Source organism: Cobetia sp. 3AK, from assembly GCF_029846335.1.
Lineage (GTDB): Bacteria > Pseudomonadota > Gammaproteobacteria > Pseudomonadales > Halomonadaceae > Cobetia > Cobetia marina.
Map to the genome: position 1 here is coordinate 1 of NZ_JARWKR010000016.1, position 17630 is coordinate 17630.

Annotated in this window: 15 protein-coding genes; 3 read left to right on the plus strand and 12 right to left on the minus strand. The window is 63.6% G+C overall.

Annotated elements, in window-relative coordinates:
- Nucleotides 1-87: 87 nt before the first annotated feature.
- The 10 genes from QD228_RS16460 to ffh all read right to left on the minus strand — a co-directional run bounded on the left by QD228_RS16460 (nt 88) and on the right by ffh (nt 10838).
- The gene (locus QD228_RS16460; RefSeq protein ID WP_279876091.1) at nt 88-1938 is read right to left on the minus strand and encodes a DHHA1 domain-containing protein; all 1851 of its coding nucleotides are present in this window, start codon (nt 1936-1938) and stop codon (nt 88-90) included.
- A 114-nt stretch (nt 1939-2052) separates the two neighbouring features.
- Entirely contained in the window at nt 2053-3444 is a 1392-nt protein-coding gene (thrC, locus tag QD228_RS16465) for a threonine synthase (protein ID WP_084207791.1), read from the minus strand.
- A 115-nt stretch (nt 3445-3559) separates the two neighbouring features.
- On the minus strand, nt 3560-4876 hold the full coding sequence (locus tag QD228_RS16470; RefSeq protein ID WP_077373629.1) for a homoserine dehydrogenase: 1317 nt from the start codon (nt 4874-4876) through the stop codon (nt 3560-3562).
- Nucleotides 4877-5051: 175 nt separating this feature from the next.
- The gene (locus QD228_RS16475) at nt 5052-5822 is read right to left on the minus strand and encodes a DsbC family protein (protein WP_077373626.1); all 771 of its coding nucleotides are present in this window, start codon (nt 5820-5822) and stop codon (nt 5052-5054) included.
- A 39-nt stretch (nt 5823-5861) separates the two neighbouring features.
- Entirely contained in the window at nt 5862-6770 is a 909-nt protein-coding gene (gene xerD, locus QD228_RS16480; RefSeq protein WP_077373623.1) for a site-specific tyrosine recombinase XerD, read from the minus strand.
- A gap of 241 nt (nt 6771-7011) precedes the next feature.
- A complete protein-coding gene (gene rplS, locus QD228_RS16485) occupies nt 7012-7368 on the minus strand; it encodes a 50S ribosomal protein L19 (RefSeq protein WP_043336437.1) in 357 nt (118 codons plus the stop codon).
- Nucleotides 7369-7564: 196 nt separating this feature from the next.
- Nucleotides 7565-8317: a tRNA (guanosine(37)-N1)-methyltransferase TrmD gene (trmD, locus tag QD228_RS16490; RefSeq protein WP_065392606.1), complete on the minus strand. Its 753-nt coding sequence runs from the start codon at nt 8315-8317 to the stop codon at nt 7565-7567.
- Between the two features lie 25 nt (nt 8318-8342).
- Nucleotides 8343-8909, minus strand: a complete 567-nt coding sequence (rimM, locus tag QD228_RS16495; RefSeq protein WP_065392605.1) for a ribosome maturation factor RimM — start codon at nt 8907-8909, stop codon at nt 8343-8345.
- Nucleotides 8910-8917: 8 nt separating this feature from the next.
- Nucleotides 8918-9169: a 30S ribosomal protein S16 gene (gene rpsP / locus QD228_RS16500; protein ID WP_065392604.1), complete on the minus strand. Its 252-nt coding sequence runs from the start codon at nt 9167-9169 to the stop codon at nt 8918-8920.
- Nucleotides 9170-9395: 226 nt separating this feature from the next.
- Nucleotides 9396-10838, minus strand: a complete 1443-nt coding sequence (gene ffh / locus QD228_RS16505) for a signal recognition particle protein (RefSeq protein ID WP_077373620.1) — start codon at nt 10836-10838, stop codon at nt 9396-9398.
- Between the two features lie 342 nt (nt 10839-11180).
- On the opposite strand from ffh, the gene ccsA reads away from it, so the two are divergent.
- From ccsA to QD228_RS16520, 3 genes are all read left to right on the plus strand, one after another.
- Entirely contained in the window at nt 11181-11978 is a 798-nt protein-coding gene (ccsA, locus tag QD228_RS16510; RefSeq protein WP_077373617.1) for a cytochrome c biogenesis protein CcsA, read from the plus strand.
- A 99-nt stretch (nt 11979-12077) separates the two neighbouring features.
- Nucleotides 12078-13355 (plus strand): HlyC/CorC family transporter, encoded by a 1278-nt coding sequence (locus QD228_RS16515; RefSeq protein WP_077373614.1) that lies wholly within the window; start codon nt 12078-12080, stop codon nt 13353-13355.
- A gap of 229 nt (nt 13356-13584) precedes the next feature.
- Nucleotides 13585-14844, plus strand: a complete 1260-nt coding sequence (locus tag QD228_RS16520; protein ID WP_279876092.1) for a multidrug effflux MFS transporter — start codon at nt 13585-13587, stop codon at nt 14842-14844.
- A gap of 143 nt (nt 14845-14987) precedes the next feature.
- Here the strand turns inward: QD228_RS16520 and QD228_RS16525 are convergent, their stop codons facing one another.
- Together QD228_RS16525 and QD228_RS16530 are read right to left on the minus strand one after the other, a co-directional pair.
- Complete coding sequence (locus QD228_RS16525; RefSeq protein ID WP_279876093.1) at nt 14988-16880, minus strand: MFS transporter; 1893 nt, start codon at nt 16878-16880, stop codon at nt 14988-14990.
- Nucleotides 16877-17521: a TetR-like C-terminal domain-containing protein gene (locus QD228_RS16530; protein WP_077373605.1), complete on the minus strand. Its 645-nt coding sequence runs from the start codon at nt 17519-17521 to the stop codon at nt 16877-16879. Before QD228_RS16530 ends, QD228_RS16525 begins: the two co-directional genes overlap by 4 nt.
- Nucleotides 17522-17630 lie beyond the last annotated feature (109 nt).

The following is a 17630-nucleotide window of genomic DNA, read 5'->3' on the forward strand; positions in this document are numbered from 1 at the left end:
TCCCCGGCAGCGGATGCGTACTTTACGCACGATCCGGGCTGAGCACAAGGGCTTTCTGGCCAGATACCGCAATTCATTCAAACACGCTCATGCTGGTACGGCATGCTCCAGCATCAGCTGCAGCGATTCTCTCCCCCGCCAGCGATTGCGCGACAGCTTGTAAGCACACTTCAGAGCGGCCCCCACGCCGAATGCCGGCGATTCCCCCGGCGACAGCGCCCGGAACCAGATCGCCTTGAGGCGTGTACGCCCGAGCGAGAGCTCAAGCGACAGATGTGTGCCATCGGCACCTACCGGTCGCAGACTCTCGACCAGGAAACTGCCCTCGAACAGCGGTGCCTCGAACTCACGCCCGAAAGGTGCCAGACGCTCGAGTTCATCCAGGGTCTCCAGGCTCAACTGCCCTTCTGCCAGTTCACCATCACTGAGAATCAAGGGGTTGAGCGCCCTTTCACCCAATTGCTCCGCGGCCGCCTGTTGCAGAGCACGAGTGAAGGTATCCTTCTCCGCCAGGGGCAAGCCCACCCCTGCCGCACCTCTGTGCCCACCGAAACGCGGCAGACACTGCGGTGCCAGGTCATGCGCTCGCTGCAACGCATCCCGAAGATGCAATCCTTCGATGGAGCGACCGGACCCGGTCAACATGCCGGGCACCGCGGCTGGTGTCAGCACGACGGTCGGACGCCCGAACTGCTGCACGAGACGTGAAGCGACGATGCCCTGCACTCCCGGGTGACCATCTTCCAGATGCACCACGATCACCTGATGCCCTTCCCGCAACGAGGCGAGCGCCAAGGCGCGCGCCGACTCCACCATCTCGGCCTCGATCGCCTTGCGCGACTGATTGTCCTGATCGAGCACCTCCAGCGCGCGCTGAGCAGCCTCATCTTCACGCGCCAGCATGAAATGCAGTGCGGCGTAAGGATCATCCAGTCGTGAGCGGGCATTGATGCGCGGCCCCATCTGGAAGGCCAGCGTCTCGGCATCGAAGGGCACGCTATCGGCCCCGAGCCGCTCTGCCATGGCTCGCCAGCAGGGCTCCTGCATGCGATTGATCAACGTCAGACCCAGATTGACCACCGCACGATTGATCGCACTGCCCCCCAGTGACACACAGTCCGCCACCGTCCCCAGCGCCACATATGACAGCCATGGCGACAACTTGGGTGCATCCCCCGGCAATCTGCCTTGCTCGATCAGCACATTGCGCGTCAATGACATGGTCAACCAGGCCACCATGCAACCGGCGATGGTCGCATCCGGATAGGCACAATCGTCACGTGTCGGATTGACGGTCGCGTAGGCGGAAGCCGGCGGCCCTTCCTGAGGCAGCGCATGGTGATCCGTCACCACGACCTCTATCCCCGCTTCCTTGAGCAGCGCCAGGCGCGCCTCATCACTGGAACCACAATCCGCGGTGACGATCAGGCTCGGGCGCGGCGACAGTGTCATGATGCGCTCGACCAGCGGCAGACTGATGCCGTAACCATCGTGGATGCGATGACCGATCAGACTGTGCACCCGGTCGTAGGGCACATCGAACAGCTCCGTCAGCGTGCGCAGCATCACCACATGCGAGGTGATGCCGTCCACGTCATAGTCCGTGAGGATGCCGATGTGCTCACCCACGGCGACAGCACGCGCGATGCGCTCTGCCGCCCGCCGGCCATCCGCCAGCCGCTCGGGATGCTCGATGTGCCGGAGCGCCGGCGTGACCAGCGCCTCCAGCGGCGCCTTGCAGCTCTCCAGCGTCAACCGCCCTGCCAGTACTCGTGCCTGCAGTTCGCTGAGCCCCGTCGCGATCCCCTGCTGGTAGAGGCGCTCATCTCTGACGCGAGGCTGGATGACCCGCGCGATGCTGGCCGCCAGCGTACGCTCATCAGGGCGCGATGCGGTGCCTTGTGCCAAGGAGGGTGACAAGGAGGGAGTGACAGACATGAAGAACTCCTGACAAACGACATGGCCGTCATTTCGACAGCGGACTGCGAAAATGACGGCCATGAAAGAAGGACGACGACTCAGCCCCGGGGGCCTGAGCCGTCGTTGATGCGATCACCCGCGGCGATTCTCGCGCACGAAGTCCTGCACGGCGGCCAGTTCGGCCGGCAGCACGCTGTAGCGCTCTTCGCGCTCCAGCAGGTCATGCAGATGTGGCGGCAGATCGACCCCCGCGAAACCAGCACGCGCCACCGCTTCGGCGAACTTGGCCGGATGCGCCGTCGCCAGCGTGATCATCGGCGTCGCGGTATCCGTCCGGCAGACTTCTGCCGCGCGATAGCCTGTCGCCGTATGCGGATCGAGGATCTCGCCGGTGCGCTGATGCGCTTCACGGATGACCTCGAGAATCGTCTCGTCGTCGACACTGTGGCTGGAGAACAGCTCCCGCAGCCTGGCCAGCGGGGCATCTGCCAGCGCCGCCGGTTCGCGCGAGAAGTGCTCGAGCAGTTCACGGATCGCCTGACCATCACGGCCATAGGCTTCGAACAGCAGACGCTCGAAGTTGGAGGACACCACGATATCCATTGACGGTGCCAGCGTCGCCTTCAGCTCCTGACGCGAGAAGTCGTTGGAGGAGATGGTGCGATGCAGGATGTCGTTGGCGTTGGTGGCGATCACCAGCTGACGTACCGGCAGCCCCATGCGCGAGGCCAGATAGCCGGCAAAGATGTTGCCGAAGTTGGCCGACGGCACCGTGAAGCTGACCTGACGCGCCGGAGCGCCCAGCGCCACACCGGCGGCCACGTAGTAGACGGTCTGGGCCATGATGCGCGCCCAGTTGATCGAGTTGACCGCGACCAGACGCGTGCCATCCAGGAAATCCTGATCGGCGAAGCTGGCCTTCACCATCGCCTGGGCATCGTCGAAGTTGCCTTCGATGGCGACGTTAAAGACATTGGGCGCCAACACGGAGGTCATCTGGCGGCGCTGTACTTCGGAGACGCGGTTGTGCGGATGCAGGATGAAGATATCCACGTGATCGCAGGCACGGCAGCCCTCGATGGCGGCAGAACCGGTATCACCGGAGGTCGCGCCCATGATCACCGCACGCTCGCCGCGCTTGGCAAGGAAGTGATCGAGCAGGCGACCCAGCAGCTGCAGCGCGACATCCTTGAAGGCCAGCGTCGGGCCGTGGAACAGCTCCAGCAGGTAATGGTTGCTGTCGAGCTGATTGAGCGGCACGACCGCATCGTGACTAAAGGTCGCGTAGGTCTCGCGCACGAGTTCACGGAAGGTCTCGTCATCGATGGCACCATCGACGAAGGGCTTCATGACACGGAAGGCGATTTCCGCATAGGACTCACCGGCCATCGCCGTCAGTTCTTCGGCGCTGAACTGCGGCAGGGTTTCCGGCACATACAGGCCACCATCGCTGGCAAGCCCCGTGAGGACCACATCTTCAAAACCGAGCGCCGGCGCCTGGCCGCGCGTGGAGATATAACGCATGTCGTGTCTTCCCGTGGCGTTCGCCACCGTTATGATTCTTGCTCTTCCGGCCTGCGCCGGCTGCCCAGCGGTACCGAGCCATCAACCTCGATGACCCGGTACCGTTTGCCCGCGATCAGGCGTTGTCGTCGAGATCCTCGACGCGAATGCGCACCACGGAACCGGCGACATCCACCAGCGCTTCCAGCTGGCGAATCGCTTCGTTCATGTGCAGTTCGCGCGCGCGGTGCGTGAGCAGAATGATCGGCACCAGCTCGCCTTCGGTGGCCTCCTTCTGGATGATCGCCTCGATGGAGATGCCCTGTTCGGAGAGAATCGACGCGACACGCGCCAGCACGCCCGGACGATCCACCGCATGCAGACGCAGGTAGCAGGCCGTCTCGATCTCTTCCATCGGCAGGATCGGCAGGGTGTCACCGTGCTGATTGATCTCGGCGAAGGCCAGATACGGCACGCGGTAGCGGTGGTCGGTGGCGATATCGCGCGCCACATCGAGCAGATCCGCCACGACGGCAGAGGCCGTCGGCTCGGCACCGGCGCCGGCACCATAGTAGAGGGTGGGGCCCACTGCATCGCCCATCACCTCGATGGCATTCTTGACGCCATGCACGTTGGCCAGCAGGCGCTCCTTGGGAATCAGCGTCGGATGCACACGCAGCTCAAGGCCCTTGGCCGTGGCGCGGGTGATCCCCAGATGCTTGATGATATAGCCCAGGTTGTCGGCCTGCTCGATGTCATCAGCCGTGATGCGCGAGATGCCTTCGGTGTAGGCCTTGTCGAACTGCAGCGGCACGCCGAAGGCAATGGAGGCCAGGATGGTCAGCTTGTGGGCAGCATCGATGCCTTCAACGTCGAAGGTCGGGTCCGCTTCGGCATAGCCCAGCGCCTGCGCCTCGGCCAGCACGTCATCGAAACTGCGGCCTTCATCGCGCATCGCGCTGAGAATGAAGTTGCCGGTGCCGTTGATGATGCCGGCCAGCCACTGGATACGGTTGGCGCCCAGGCCTTCCCGCAGGGACTTGATGACCGGGATGCCACCGGCGACCGCTGCCTCGAAGGCCACCATCACCCCTTTCTCGGCCGCGGCGCGGAAGATCTCGTTGCCGTGCACGGCGATCAGCGCCTTGTTGGCGGTCACGACATGCTTGCCGTTGGCGATCGCTTCCATCACCAACTCATAGGCCACGTCATAGCCACCGATCAGTTCGACCAGCACATCGATCTCGGGGTTGCGCGCGACCTCGAAGATGTCATGCGTGCGGCTGACGCCGGTGATATCGCAGTCAGGGTTGTCACGACGAGCGCCAACCTGTTCGACGATAATCGGGCGTCCAGCACGACGCGCAATCTCATCGGCATTGCGTACCAGCACGTTGAACGTGCCGCCGCCTACGGTACCCAGACCACAGATTCCTACTTTCACCGGTTTCAACGTCGCTTTCCTCTCTTGTTACGGTATCCAGCCTTGGAGGCCGCGCCGGAGCGCCATGGCCTTGCCGACCTGTCGTCGGTCTATTATCCAGACGGCTCGCGTCTGTGTCTTTCGTGACCACGGTAGCAAGGCAGGACGCCCTGTCAACGCGCAGCCACTCTGAGGCGTCACGCCATCAGCCATCCAGCCCCAACATGGTGGTCAGGCGATCCACCGGCAGATAGCCCGGCACCATCTTGCCATCCGGCATCACGATGGCCGGTGTGCCCTGCACGCCCATGCGCGTACCGAGCTGATACTGGCTTTCCACCGGGGCATCACAGCTGGCTTCCTGCTTGGGCGCCTGCCTCTGATTCTTGATCTGGTTCATCGCCTCGGTGCGATTCTCGGCACACCATACCTGAGCCAGTTCGCGTGCGCCCTGCGAGCGCAGACCGCCACGCGGGAAGGCCAGATAACGCACTTCGACACCACGCGCATTGAGCTCCGGCACTTCCTCATGCAGCTTGCGGCAATAGGGGCAGGTGGTGTCAGTGAAGACGCTGATCACCGCCTTGACCTCACCCGCCGGGCGGAAGATGACCATGTCGTCCTCACTGACCTCGGCCAGCAGCTTCTGGCGCTCGCCATTGGCCTTCTGCTCGCTGAGATTCACCAGCCCCTTGTCACCGTCGTTGCGGTACATTTCCCCGACGATCAGGTGCTTGCCCGTCGCATCGGTGAAGAAGGTCTCGCCGCTGGTGAGCTTCACCTCGAAGAGACCCTCGATCGGACTGGAAGCCAGCGACTCCACCGGCAACGGCTGGCCATTGACTACCAGCTTGTCACGCAGGTCATCCAGCGCGTCAGCCTGGGCGAGCGGTGCCATCACGCTCAGCAGGGTAGCAGCGCTCAACAGACGCAACGCCTGTGGCAGGCGCTGCGGGCGGCGGGTGAACTTGCTCATCAGACTCTCCTTGGCGTCCGCGGGGCGAAGTGCCTGGTATCAACCACGCGGATGATGTTCGGCGTGCAGGCGTTCCAGACGCGCCTGAGCCACATGGGTATAGATCTGGGTCGTGGATAGATCACGATGACCCAGCAACAGCTGCACGACACGCAGGTTGGCACCATGATTGAGCAGGTGCGTCGCAAAGGCGTGGCGCAGGGTATGCGGTGACAGGGGCTTGTCGATACCGGCCGTGACGGCGTGGCGCCGGATGCGGTGCCAGAAGGTCTGCCGCGTCATGGCCTTGTCATGCCGACCGGGAAACAGCGCCGGGCGCGTCTGGTCGGCCATCATCGCAGGTCGGCCAGCCGACAGCCAGCGTGACAGCCAGTCACAGGCCTCCTCGCCCAACGGCACCAGGCGCTCGCGATCGCCCTTGCCGATCACTCTGACCACACCCTGGCGCAGATTGAGCGCATCGACCCGCAGACCGACCAGTTCACTGATGCGCAATCCCGCGCCATAGAGCACCTCCAGCATGGTCCGGTCGCGCAGGCCGATGGCCGTCTCGAGATCCGGCGCCTCCAGCAGGCGCTCGACTTCCTCCTCGTCGAGCGTGCCAGGCAGGCTGGGGATTACGCGGGGAAGGCGCACCTCATGCACGGGATCCGCCTCGATCATGCCCTCGGCCAGCGCCCAGCGATAGAACCGCCGCAACGCAGACAACAGTCGCGCGGTGGAGCGCAGCGCATGCGATTCACGTCGTGAGTCACAGAATGCCTGCACCTGCACAGGGGTCGCCTCCAGCAATGGCGTGGCTTCGCCTCCGGACTCCTGCTGCTCCAGCAACCACCGCTGCCAGCTCTCGAGGTCACTTCGATAGGCACCAAGCGTGTTGTCACTGGCGCCGCGCTCCAGCCACAACGTATCGAGAAATGCCGCGACCAGCGTCTCGTCATCCTTCATGCCTGCTTCCTCCTTCCCGATGCGCGCAACCGACACCTTCCGGCGCGACGACTGCCGAATTCTACCGTGACGCCCTGACGTTGAAATGAATCCGACGGTCACTGCGGCAACTTTCCCTCATCCACAGACACAAAGACCCCGCCATGCGAGGCATGGCGGGGTCTTTGTGTGGCGGAGGAGCAAGTGGCAATTCGCTCCTCCGCCGTACTGCCGAGTTCTGCAGTCAGGGAATGCGGAGCGCTTAGCCCAGCTTTTCCTTGATGCGTGCAGACTTGCCGCTACGCTCACGGAGGTAGTACAGCTTGGCCTGACGGACGTCACCACGACGCTTGACGTCGATGGCAGCAACCTGCGGGCTGTAAGTCTGGAAAGTACGCTCGACGCCCACACCGTGGGAGATCTTGCGGACGGTGAAGGCGGAGTTCAGACCGCGGTTACGCTTGCCGATCACCACGCCTTCGAAGGCCTGCAGACGCTCGCGGGTACCTTCGACGACCTTGACCTGGACGACGATGGTGTCGCCCGGTGCAAAGGCCGGGATTTCCTTGGCCATCTGCTCGTTTTCGATCGCCTGGATCAGTTTGTTCTTGCTGCTCATCGCTAGCTCCAAATTCGTTAGCATCAACCCTGAGGCTGATGTTCGTCATGACCCCGGCACCGCAAACGGCCTTGAACACGGGGATCGACCTTGTGTGTGACGCGCCACGGGGCTCCCGCAAGATGACTCCGGGCCGTGCCGCACCTCCGCCACGGTGGCGGCCTTCTCCTGACAGCGAACGCGAGGTCCGCGAAGGTCAGGCCTTGCCTTTCCGGGCGTGCTGCGCGATGAACTCGTCGAGCAGCTTGCGCTCCTCACGAGTCAACGTGCGGCTCTCCAGCAGATCCGGACGCCTGAGCCAGGTACGTCCCAGAGACTGTTGCAACCGCCAGCGCTTGATCAGGGCATGATTGCCACTGAGCAGCACTTCCGGCACTCGCTTGCCGTCGATGACTTCGGGGCGAGTGTAGTGCGGACAATCGAGCAGGCCGTCGGTGAAGGAATCCTCCTCCGCACTGGCTTCATGCCCGAGTACGCCCGGCACCAGGCGCGCTACCGTATCGATCAGGACCATGGCTGGCAGCTCACCGCCAGACAGGACGTAATCGCCGATCGACCATTCCTCGTCGATCTCCTCTTCCACCACGCGTTCGTCAATGCCTTCGTAGCGTCCGGCCACCACGATCAGGCGCTCATTCGTCGCCAGTTCGCGGGCACCGGCCTGATCCAGCTTGCGGCCTTGCGGGGAGAGATAGATCACGCGGGCGTCGTCACCGCCAGCGGCACGGGCGTCACGAATGGCGCCTCGCAGGGTCTCGACCTTCATCAACATGCCGGGACCACCGCCGTAGGGACGATCATCGACCGTACGGTGCCTGTCGGTGGCGTAGTCACGCGGGTTCCAGAAATCGACCTCGAGCAGGCCCTTGTCGACCGCTCGGCCGGTCACGCCACTGGCGGTGATCGCCGTGAACATTTCCGGAAACAGACTTACTACACCAATCCACACAGGCGTCAGCTCTCTGTGCTTTTCATCAGAATTCGGGATCCCAATCGACGCTCATGCGTCCATTGACGAGATCCACATCGCGAACCACCTGATCGGGCAGGTACGGCACGAGCCGTTCCTTCTCATCGATGCTGTCGTCGTTCGGCTTGATCACCAGAACGTCGTTGGCACCGGTTTCCATCAGGGTGTTCACTTGTCCGAGGCGCTGGCCATCCAGCGTCACCACCTCGAGACCTTCCAGTTGATGCCAGTAGTACTCACCCACCTCGAGCTGCGGCAGTTGCTGCTTGGGCAGGAGAATCTCCGCCCCGGCCAGCGCCTGCGCCGCTTCGCGATCGTCGACACCTTCCAGCTGCGCCACCAGACCCTTGCCATGACGACGTGCCTGGGCAAGTCGCGCGGGAATCTGCTTCCCGTCAAGCTTCAGGATCCAGCCGGCGTAGTCGAAGATGCCATCGATCGGGCTGGTGTAGGAGTACACCTTGAGCCAGCCTTTCACGCCATAGGGGCTGGTAAGCTTCCCCATGACCACCACATCATCGCCATGCGAGGTGTGTGCGGTCGGCTGCGGGTTGTTCGAGTGAGTAGGCATCCTGGAAATCAAGCCTGCTGCTTGCCAGCTTCCTTGATCAGCTGAGCGACACGGTCAGAGACCTGTGCGCCCTGCTGCTGCCAGTGAGCGATGCGCTCGAGATCGATGCGCAGACGCTCTTCCTGGCCGCGAGCGACCGGGTTGAAGAAGCCGACGCGCTCGATGAAGCGGCCATCACGGGCTGTGCGGGAATCAGCTACAGCCAGGTGGTAGAAGGGACGCTTCTTGGCGCCACCACGTGCCAGACGAATGGTAACCATTGCGTAATCTGTCCTTCGTGTTGAAGTGAAAATCGTGCCACAGAACTCGGCTTCGCATGGAGGGTCCACACGAAGAGGCGACATTCTACGGAAAATGCCAAGCCTTGGAAACCTTTTTCCATGGCCATACGCGCGCCCCGCGACACGAGCCGTGTCACGGGGCGCGATTCGTGACTCTGACGCCACGAAATCCTGTCGGCGAGAACCTCAGTGCCTTGCCGGAGACTCAGCGACGCGGGAAGCGTCCGCCGCCCGGGCCACCCATGCCTCCCATCCCGCCGGGACCGCCCATGCCGCCGGGGCCACCCATGCCACCGGGACCGCCGCCGCCCATCATGCCGGACATGCCACGCATCATCTTCTGCATGCCACCTTTCTTGCCGGCCTTCTTCATCATCTTGGCCATCTGCTTGTGCTGCTTGAGCAGACGATTGAGGTCCGGCACCTGGGTACCGGAGCCCATGCAGATGCGACGCTTGCGCGAGCCATTGATGAGATCCGGGTTGCGACGCTCCTTGGGTGTCATGGAGTTGATCATCGCCTCGAGCTTGCCCAGCTCCTTCTCGCTGGCCTGGCTCTGAGCGACTTCCGCCAGCTGCCCCATGCCCGGCAGCTTGGACATCAGGCTGCCCATGCCACCCATGTTCTTGAGCTGCTGAAGCTGATCGCGGAAGTCCTCGAGATCGAAGCCCGAGCCTTTCTGGACCTTCTTGGCCAGCTGCTCGGCCTTGGTCTTGTCGACGCTGCGCTCGGCTTCCTCGATCAGCGACAGCATGTCGCCCATGCCGAGGATGCGCGAGGCGATGCGGTCCGGGTGGAAGGGCTCGAGGGCATCGACCTTCTCCCCCATCCCCATGAACTTGATCGGCTTGCCGGTGATGTGGCGAACGGACAGCGCCGCACCACCACGCGCATCACCATCGGCCTTGGTCAGCACGACACCGGTCAGCGGCAGGGCTTCATGGAAGGCCTTGGCGGTATTGGCGGCATCCTGACCGGTCATCGCATCGACGACGAACAGCGTCTCATCAGGATTGACGCTGCGATGCAGCGCCGCGATCTCGTCCATCATGTCGGCATCGACATGCAGACGGCCGGCGGTATCCACCAGCACCACGTCGTGGAACTGGATACGCGCGTGCTTCATCGCCGCTTCAGCGATGGCGACAGGCTGCTGGGAGGAGTCGGAGGGGAAGAAATCCACCTCGACTTCCCTGGCCAGCGTTTCCAGCTGGTCGATGGCGGCCGGACGATAGACGTCCGCCGAGACCACCAGCACCTTCTTCTTCTCGCGCTCACGCAGATAACGCGCCAGCTTGGCGACGGTGGTCGTCTTGCCCGCACCCTGCAGGCCCGCCATCAGAATGACGGCCGGGCTGCCCTTGAGCACCAGACCTTCATTGGCTTCGCCCATGATCGCTTCCAGCTCCTGCTGGACGATCTTGACGAACTGCTGACCCGGCGACAGGCTCTTGGACACTTCCTGACCGACGGCACGTTCGCGCACGCGGTCGATGAAGGCCTTGACCACCGGCAGTGCGACATCCGCCTCAAGCAACGCACGGCGCACTTCACGCAGCGTGTCCTTGATGTTGTCTTCCGTCAGCTTGGCCTGGCCGGTAATCGACTTCAGCGTCTGCGACAGGCGATCACTCAAACTTTGAAACATGGGCCTCTCCGGCTAGGGACGTCTGGGGGCCGCTCGCAGCGGCTCGAGAACAGTGCTGTCCTCGATTCCGGGGGTCACGGCATGACGCCCCAGCGCGTGAATGGTTCATCCTGTGGCGCATTATACGCACAGGGCGGGTCTGTCTCCATGATGGGGACACTCAAGCGCCGACCAAATCCTCTCTCGCCGGGAATTCTCTCCCCGACACGGCTCCGCCAGCCTCCTCAAAGCGCGTGGCGTGGATGCAATCACATGAGTGCATTCGGTATAGTCACATCATATAGGCAGCGTCTCGTACAGGACCTGCCTCCTCGTACATCCTCGGCACCTGGACAACAGCACATGCAGGCTCTGCCCTTTGCCTTTCTGGCCATCATCTTCTATCTCGGCGCCGGCCTGTGGCAGGGCCTGACGCTCATCCGCCGGGTACCGTCCAGACCACGTCTGGTACGCGGCCTGGCACTGGTAGCCGTCGCCTGCCATGCCGTGATCGTCTGGCTCACCATCAGCCATGGCGGCGAGCTGCACCTCGGACTGTTCGAGAGCGCCTCGCTGGTCAGCTGGGCCATCAGCCTGCTGCTGATCCTGGCCAGCATGTTCAAGCCGGTGATTGCCGGCGGTGCCGCCCTCTTCCCCGTGGCGGCCATCTGCGTCCTTGGCGTGATGAATCTTCCCAGCGCCAATACCGAGAATCCACTTTCCGCGGGGCTCATCGCCCACATCCTCACCTCGGTGGCGGCACTGGCCTTCTTCAGCATCTCGGCCATGCAGGCCGGTCTACTGTCATTGCAGCAACATGCGCTGAAGAAGCGTCACACCCGCGGCATCGTCCAGGTACTGCCCGCGCTGACCAGCATGGAGCGCGCACTGTTCGAGCTGATCTGGGCCGGAATGATCCTGCTCAGCGTGTCGATTCTCAGCGGCATGATCTACCTCGACAACCTGTTCGCCCAGCACCTCGCGCACAAGACGGTCCTGAGCTTCGGCGCCTGGGTGATCTTCGCCGTGCTGCTGTTCGGCCATCATGTCCTGGGCTGGCGCGGACAGCGCGCGGCGCGCTGGACGCTGGGCGGCTGCCTGGTGCTAGCGCTGGCCTTCTTCGGCACCAAGTTCGCCCTGCAGGTCGTGTTTTCCCACTGAGCGTCGCTGTCGTGACGGGCAGCACCCGCAGCAGCTGGTGCATTGCCGTCACGGCAGCAGTATCATGCGCGTAAATCCGCCACCGAGGACCCTTCACTCTTGAGCGACGACACCCCGCTGGGGCTGCTGTTCGGCCTGCTGGTCATCCTGATCTTCCTGTCTGCCTTCTTCTCGAGCTCCGAGACCGGCATGATGTCGATCAACCGCTATCGCCTGAGCCACCGCGAGAAGAGCGGTGAGCGCGGCGCCAAGCGCGTCACCCGCCTGCTATCTCGCCCGGACCGTCTGATCGGCGTCATCCTGATCGGCAACAACTTCGTCAACAATCTGGCAGCGTCTCTGGCCACCATCATTGCCATCCATTACTTCGGTGATGTCTCCGGCCCTGCCATCTCCACTGCCGTCCTCACCATCGTGGTGCTGATCTTCGCCGAAGTGACGCCCAAGACCATGGCCGCCGTGAATCCCGAGCGTATCGCCTATCCGGCGTCGGTGATTCTCGAACCCATGCTCAAGCTGCTCTATCCGCTGGTCTGGCTGGTCAATGGCATTTCCAATGGCCTGCTGCGCCTGTTCGGCGTTCGCGATGTCAGCGGCGGGGCCGACAGCCTGACCCGTGACGAGCTGCGCACCGTGGTCCACGAGGCTGGCAGCATGATCCCGCGCCGTCACCAGGGCATGCTGCTGTCGATCCTCGACCTCGAGAACGTCACCGTCGATGACATCATGGTGCCGCGTCAGGAAATCTTCGGTATCGACCTCGATGATGATCTCGACATCATTCTCAGTCATATCCGCGCCAGTCAGCACACGCGAGTGCCGATCTACAAGGGTGACATCAACAACATCATCGGCATCCTGCACCTGCGAAATGCGGCCCGTTTCCTGTCACTGGACGAGGTCACCAAGGCCTCCATCATCCAGGAGGCCCGCGAGCCCTACTTCATTCCGGAATCCACCCCGCTGCATACCCAGCTGCTCAATTTCCAGAAGCAGAAGCGCCGCATCGGCATCGTGGTCGACGAGTATGGCGATGTGCAGGGGCTGGCGACACTGGAGGATATCCTCGAGGAGATCGTCGGCGAGTTCACCACCGACGTGGCCGGCACCCATCAGGAAATCCATCCCCAGGACAACGGCAGCTACGTGATCGAGGGTACCGCCAACATCCGCGAGATCAACAAGGCCATCGGCTGGCAGCTGCCGACCGATGGCCCCAAGACGCTCAATGGTCTGATCCTCGAGCACCTGGAATCCTTCCCGGATGCGCCAGCCAGTCTGGCCATCGGCACGACCCGCATCGAGATCCAGCAGGTCAAGGACAACCAGATCACCTCGGCACGCTGCTGGCAGGCCTCGCGCACCACGCGTACCTGATCCAGCGCCTGCTGGGTAACGTTGCAGCGTCATGCGCGAAGGGCCCGCCATCTGGCGGGCCCTTCGCGTTCACGTCCATTGCAATGCGGTGTTGCACGCCACGGGGCGGCCAATGCCGGAGACACACGCTATCCTGTGCCTGCCCGGATCGCCGGGCCGCCGGATCGCCGGATCGCCGGATCGCCGGACCACCTTTTCCTGCACTGCCCACTACCCGCAAATGGCCCTCATGACCCAAGCCTCTTCCCCGACGACTGTCCTGCACCACCACCCCGTACGCTTCACGCTGATGCTGGCACTGATGGTGGCGCTCGCGCCTCTGGCGACCGACGCCTATCTACCCGCCATGCCTTCCATGGCAGGCGACTTCGGTGTGGACGAGCATCGCATCGGCCTGACCATCACCATGTTCTTCTTCGGCTACGCGATGGGTCAGCTGGGCGGTGGCCCGCTGTCCGACAGTCTCGGACGCCGCCCCGTCGCCCTGACTGGTTTCGTGCTGTTTCTCGTCGCCGGACTCGGTTGCGCACTGACACGAGACTTCCACTGGCTGCTGGTCTGGCGAGTGCTTCAGGGCATCGCCACCGGCATGACCGGCGGTGTCTCGCGCACCGTGGTGAGAGACGTCGCGACCGGCAAGGACGCCGCGCGCCTGATGACCAACGTGACCATGGTACTGATGACGGCGCCACTGATAGCGCCGTCCCTGGGCGCCCTGGTGATCTCGCTGAGCCACTGGACAACGATCTTTTTCACGCTGGGAGTCTACGGGCTGATAGTCGGTCTGATCATCCATCGCTGGCTGCCGGAGACCCACCCCGCCAGCGAGCGCACGCCCTTCAGACCACGCAACGTGCTGCGCAGCTATGGCGACGTCCTCACCACCCGGGGAGTCCCGGGGCACCTGATGCTGATCCTGTGCGGGCCCGGCATCATGTTCACCTTCATCACCAATGCCAGCTACCTGTATCAAGGGCTACTCGGGATGACACCACCGCAGTTCGCGCTGGCCTTCGGCGCCAATGTGGTCGCGATGTTCGTCGGCAACCGTCTCAATCACCTCGGCCTCAAGCACCTACGCACGCGCACGCTGGTCAAGCTGGCATTGAGCGTCCAGCTGACCGGCATCACCTGGCTGCTGGGACTGGGCCTCACTGGCACGATCAGCGCCGCCACCCTGATTCCCGGCATGCTGGTGGTACTTGGCGCAGGCGCCATGATCACCCCCAACGTGATGGCGGACTACCAGTCGCTGTTCACCCGCGGCCACGGGGTCGCCAACGCCATCTCGGGCACCGCGCTCTTCCTGGGCGGCGGACTCTACGGTGCGATTGCCAGCCTGTGGCTGAACGGCTCCAACATGCTGCCGGTACCGCTGGTCATGCTTGCCGCATGCCTGGTGGGCGGCATCGGCTTCTGGGTCACCCGCCACACCGCGCCATCCAATCAGCCTGCCGTCCACGGCAGCAGCTCCAGCGCCGCCGCGTAAGCGCCATCACTGTCCACAGAACGTGAACCGCATACGCAAAGACGCCGCCCGTGAAGCCACGGACGGCGTCTTTTTTTCAGGGAACGCTCTTGCGCTCACCACGTGAGGGGGCAGCCACCCTCGACCAGAGCAGCTTCACCCTGTCATTGGCAGTCCGCCAGGCGTGTCGCCTTGCGATGCAGATCGCGCACGGCCTCTTCCAGCTCCGCAGCCTTGACGTTCTCCGGCGCGAAGGTGCGACCGACGCACAACTCCACCCGACCACGCAGGCGACGCGGCCACTTGGCAAAGGCCGGCCCGCCGCCGTGGGAGAACCACGACCCCCACAAGCCCCCCAGAGCCATCGGGATCACCGGCGCCGGATCACGCGCGAGGATCAGCTCCAGCCCGCGCCGGAAGCGTCCCACTTCCCCATCTCGCGTCAGCTTGCCTTCCGGGAAGATCATGACCACCTCGCCCTCGCGCAGCGCCTTGCCGACCTCTTCCAGTGAACGACGCACACCGGCGGGGTCCTTGCGCGAGGAATCCACCGGAATGGCCCCCGCAATGCGGAAGAACCATTTGAGCCAGGGAGAGTGATAGATCTCGGCATCCATCAGAAACCGCAGTGGGCGCGGGCTGGCGCCGCCGAGTATCAGCGCATCCATGAAGCTGACGTGGTTGCACACCACCAGTGCCGCGCCTTCCGCCGGTATCCGCCAGCGCCCCTTGAGGTGCAGCCGATACATCAGGTGAATGAGGATGAAGATGATCAGCCGCAGGAAGGGCCGCGGGTCACGCAGCATGCAGATCACCGCGATCAATCCACTGATCAAGGACAGCAGCAGCAGGAAGTCCGGAATATCACGCCCCATCACGCCCAGCACCAGAATGCCGGCACCGGCCGAGAGCACCATCAGCAAGGCATTGAGCACATTGTTGGCCGCGATCATGCGCGCGCGATGGTCCTCGGGGCTGCGCAGCTGCAACAGCGTGTAGAGCGGCACGATATACAGGCCGCCCCCGAAGCCGATGACGCCGAGATCCAGCCACATGCGCCAGAATCCGGCGATGCCCAGCAGCTCGATCAGCGGCGTGGCCATCTGGGCCTCAGCCAGCGCCGGGCGCAAGGCAAGGTCCAGCCCGCCGGCAAAGATGATCAGCGCCCCGAAGGGCACAAGCCCTGTCTCGAGTCGTCCGCGCGAGACACGCTCACAGGCCAGCGACCCCAGGCCGATGCCGATGGCAAAGGCCGCCAGCAGGGCCGATGTCGCCCCTTCGGCCCCATGGACGATATCCCGCGCATACGCCGGCAATTGCGTCAGATAGCTCGCGCCGAGGAACCAGAACGCACTGATGCCGAGCAGCGCCCAGCGTAGCCGACGATTGCTCAGCCCCTCGCGCATCACCGCCACGCTGCCGGACAGCGGCCGCCAGGGCACCGGCCCCGGAGAAGCGGAAGGCGCCGGAGGAATGCGCATGGCAGCCAGTACGCCCAGCACCGCCAGCGACACCAGCGATGCCGACAGCGCCCAGCGCGCCAGCTCACCGCCCAGCGCCATCAAGGCCGCAGCCGCCAGGGTACCGACCAGAATGGCGAGGAAGGTACCCAGTTCGACCCAGGCGTTGCCACTGACCAGCTCATCGGCCTTGAGATGCTGAGGCAGGATGGCGTACTTGACCGGGCCGAACAGCGCGGACTGGGTGCCCATCATGAACAGCAGCGCCAGCAAGAGCTCCCAGGCCTCGAAGATCAAGGCACCCGCCGCCACGCTCATGGTGGCAAGCTCCAGCCACTTGAGCCTGACGATCAGCCGCTGCTTGTCGAGGCGGTCCGCCAGCAGGCCGCCCCAGGCGGAAAACAGCAGAAAAGGCAGGATGAACAATCCGGCGGCCAGATTGTTGACGACGCCGGTGTCCCAACCGCGCTGCTCGATGACCACGAAGGTCAGCAGCAGCAGCAGCGCGTTCTTGAAGAGATTGTCATTGAAGGCCCCTAGGGCCTGGGTCCAGAAGAAGGGGGCAAAGCGTGGCCGCCGCAGAAGGTCTCGACTCATCGCCCTGCTTCCGTGGCATCCCCCGAGCCTGCAGCCTCGCTGCGCACCTTGAGCCCCGCCAGCATGGTATCCAGCAGCTGGTCGAGCAGTTCCGTGACTTCCAGCGGCTGTCCTTGCCACAGACCCAGGCGTTCATTCATGCCCAGCTGGACCAGGCCATGCACGCTGCCCCACAGGGTTCGCGCCATGCGCTTGGCTTCCACTGACTCCACCTTGGGAGCGTACTCGACCAGAGCCAGCTCCACTCGCTCGAACAAGCCTTCGATCATGGCGTTCTGACGCTGATCGAGCTCCCCTTCCTGAGCCAGCGGGAAATCGAACAGCAGCTGCCAGCGATAGGGGTCGCGCTGGGCAAAGCCCCAATAGGCTCGCGCCAATGCCTTGAGACGCTGGGAGGGGCTCGGGGTCTCCTGCCCGGCAATCGCATCGCGCAGACGGTCCAGGGTCGTCAGATTGACGTGCTGGAGCAGGTTGCCAAAACTGCCGTAGAGCTTGAGCAGGGTACTGGGGGCGCAACCGACTTCGCGAGCCAGGTTGCGCAAGGACAAGGCGTGAACGGGCTGCTGCTTGAGCCATTCATCGCATGTCTCCATTACCCGCGCATGCAGCGCTTCCGGTGCATGCTGACGTGGACGGGCCATCGAATTCCTCTGGTGCTGAGATGCGTTACCGCGCAGCGAATCTGGCGCGGTGTGTGTCCGGACTGCGCGGGTTGGCAGAGAGAGTCACGATACCTGAGCATCCTGCTCT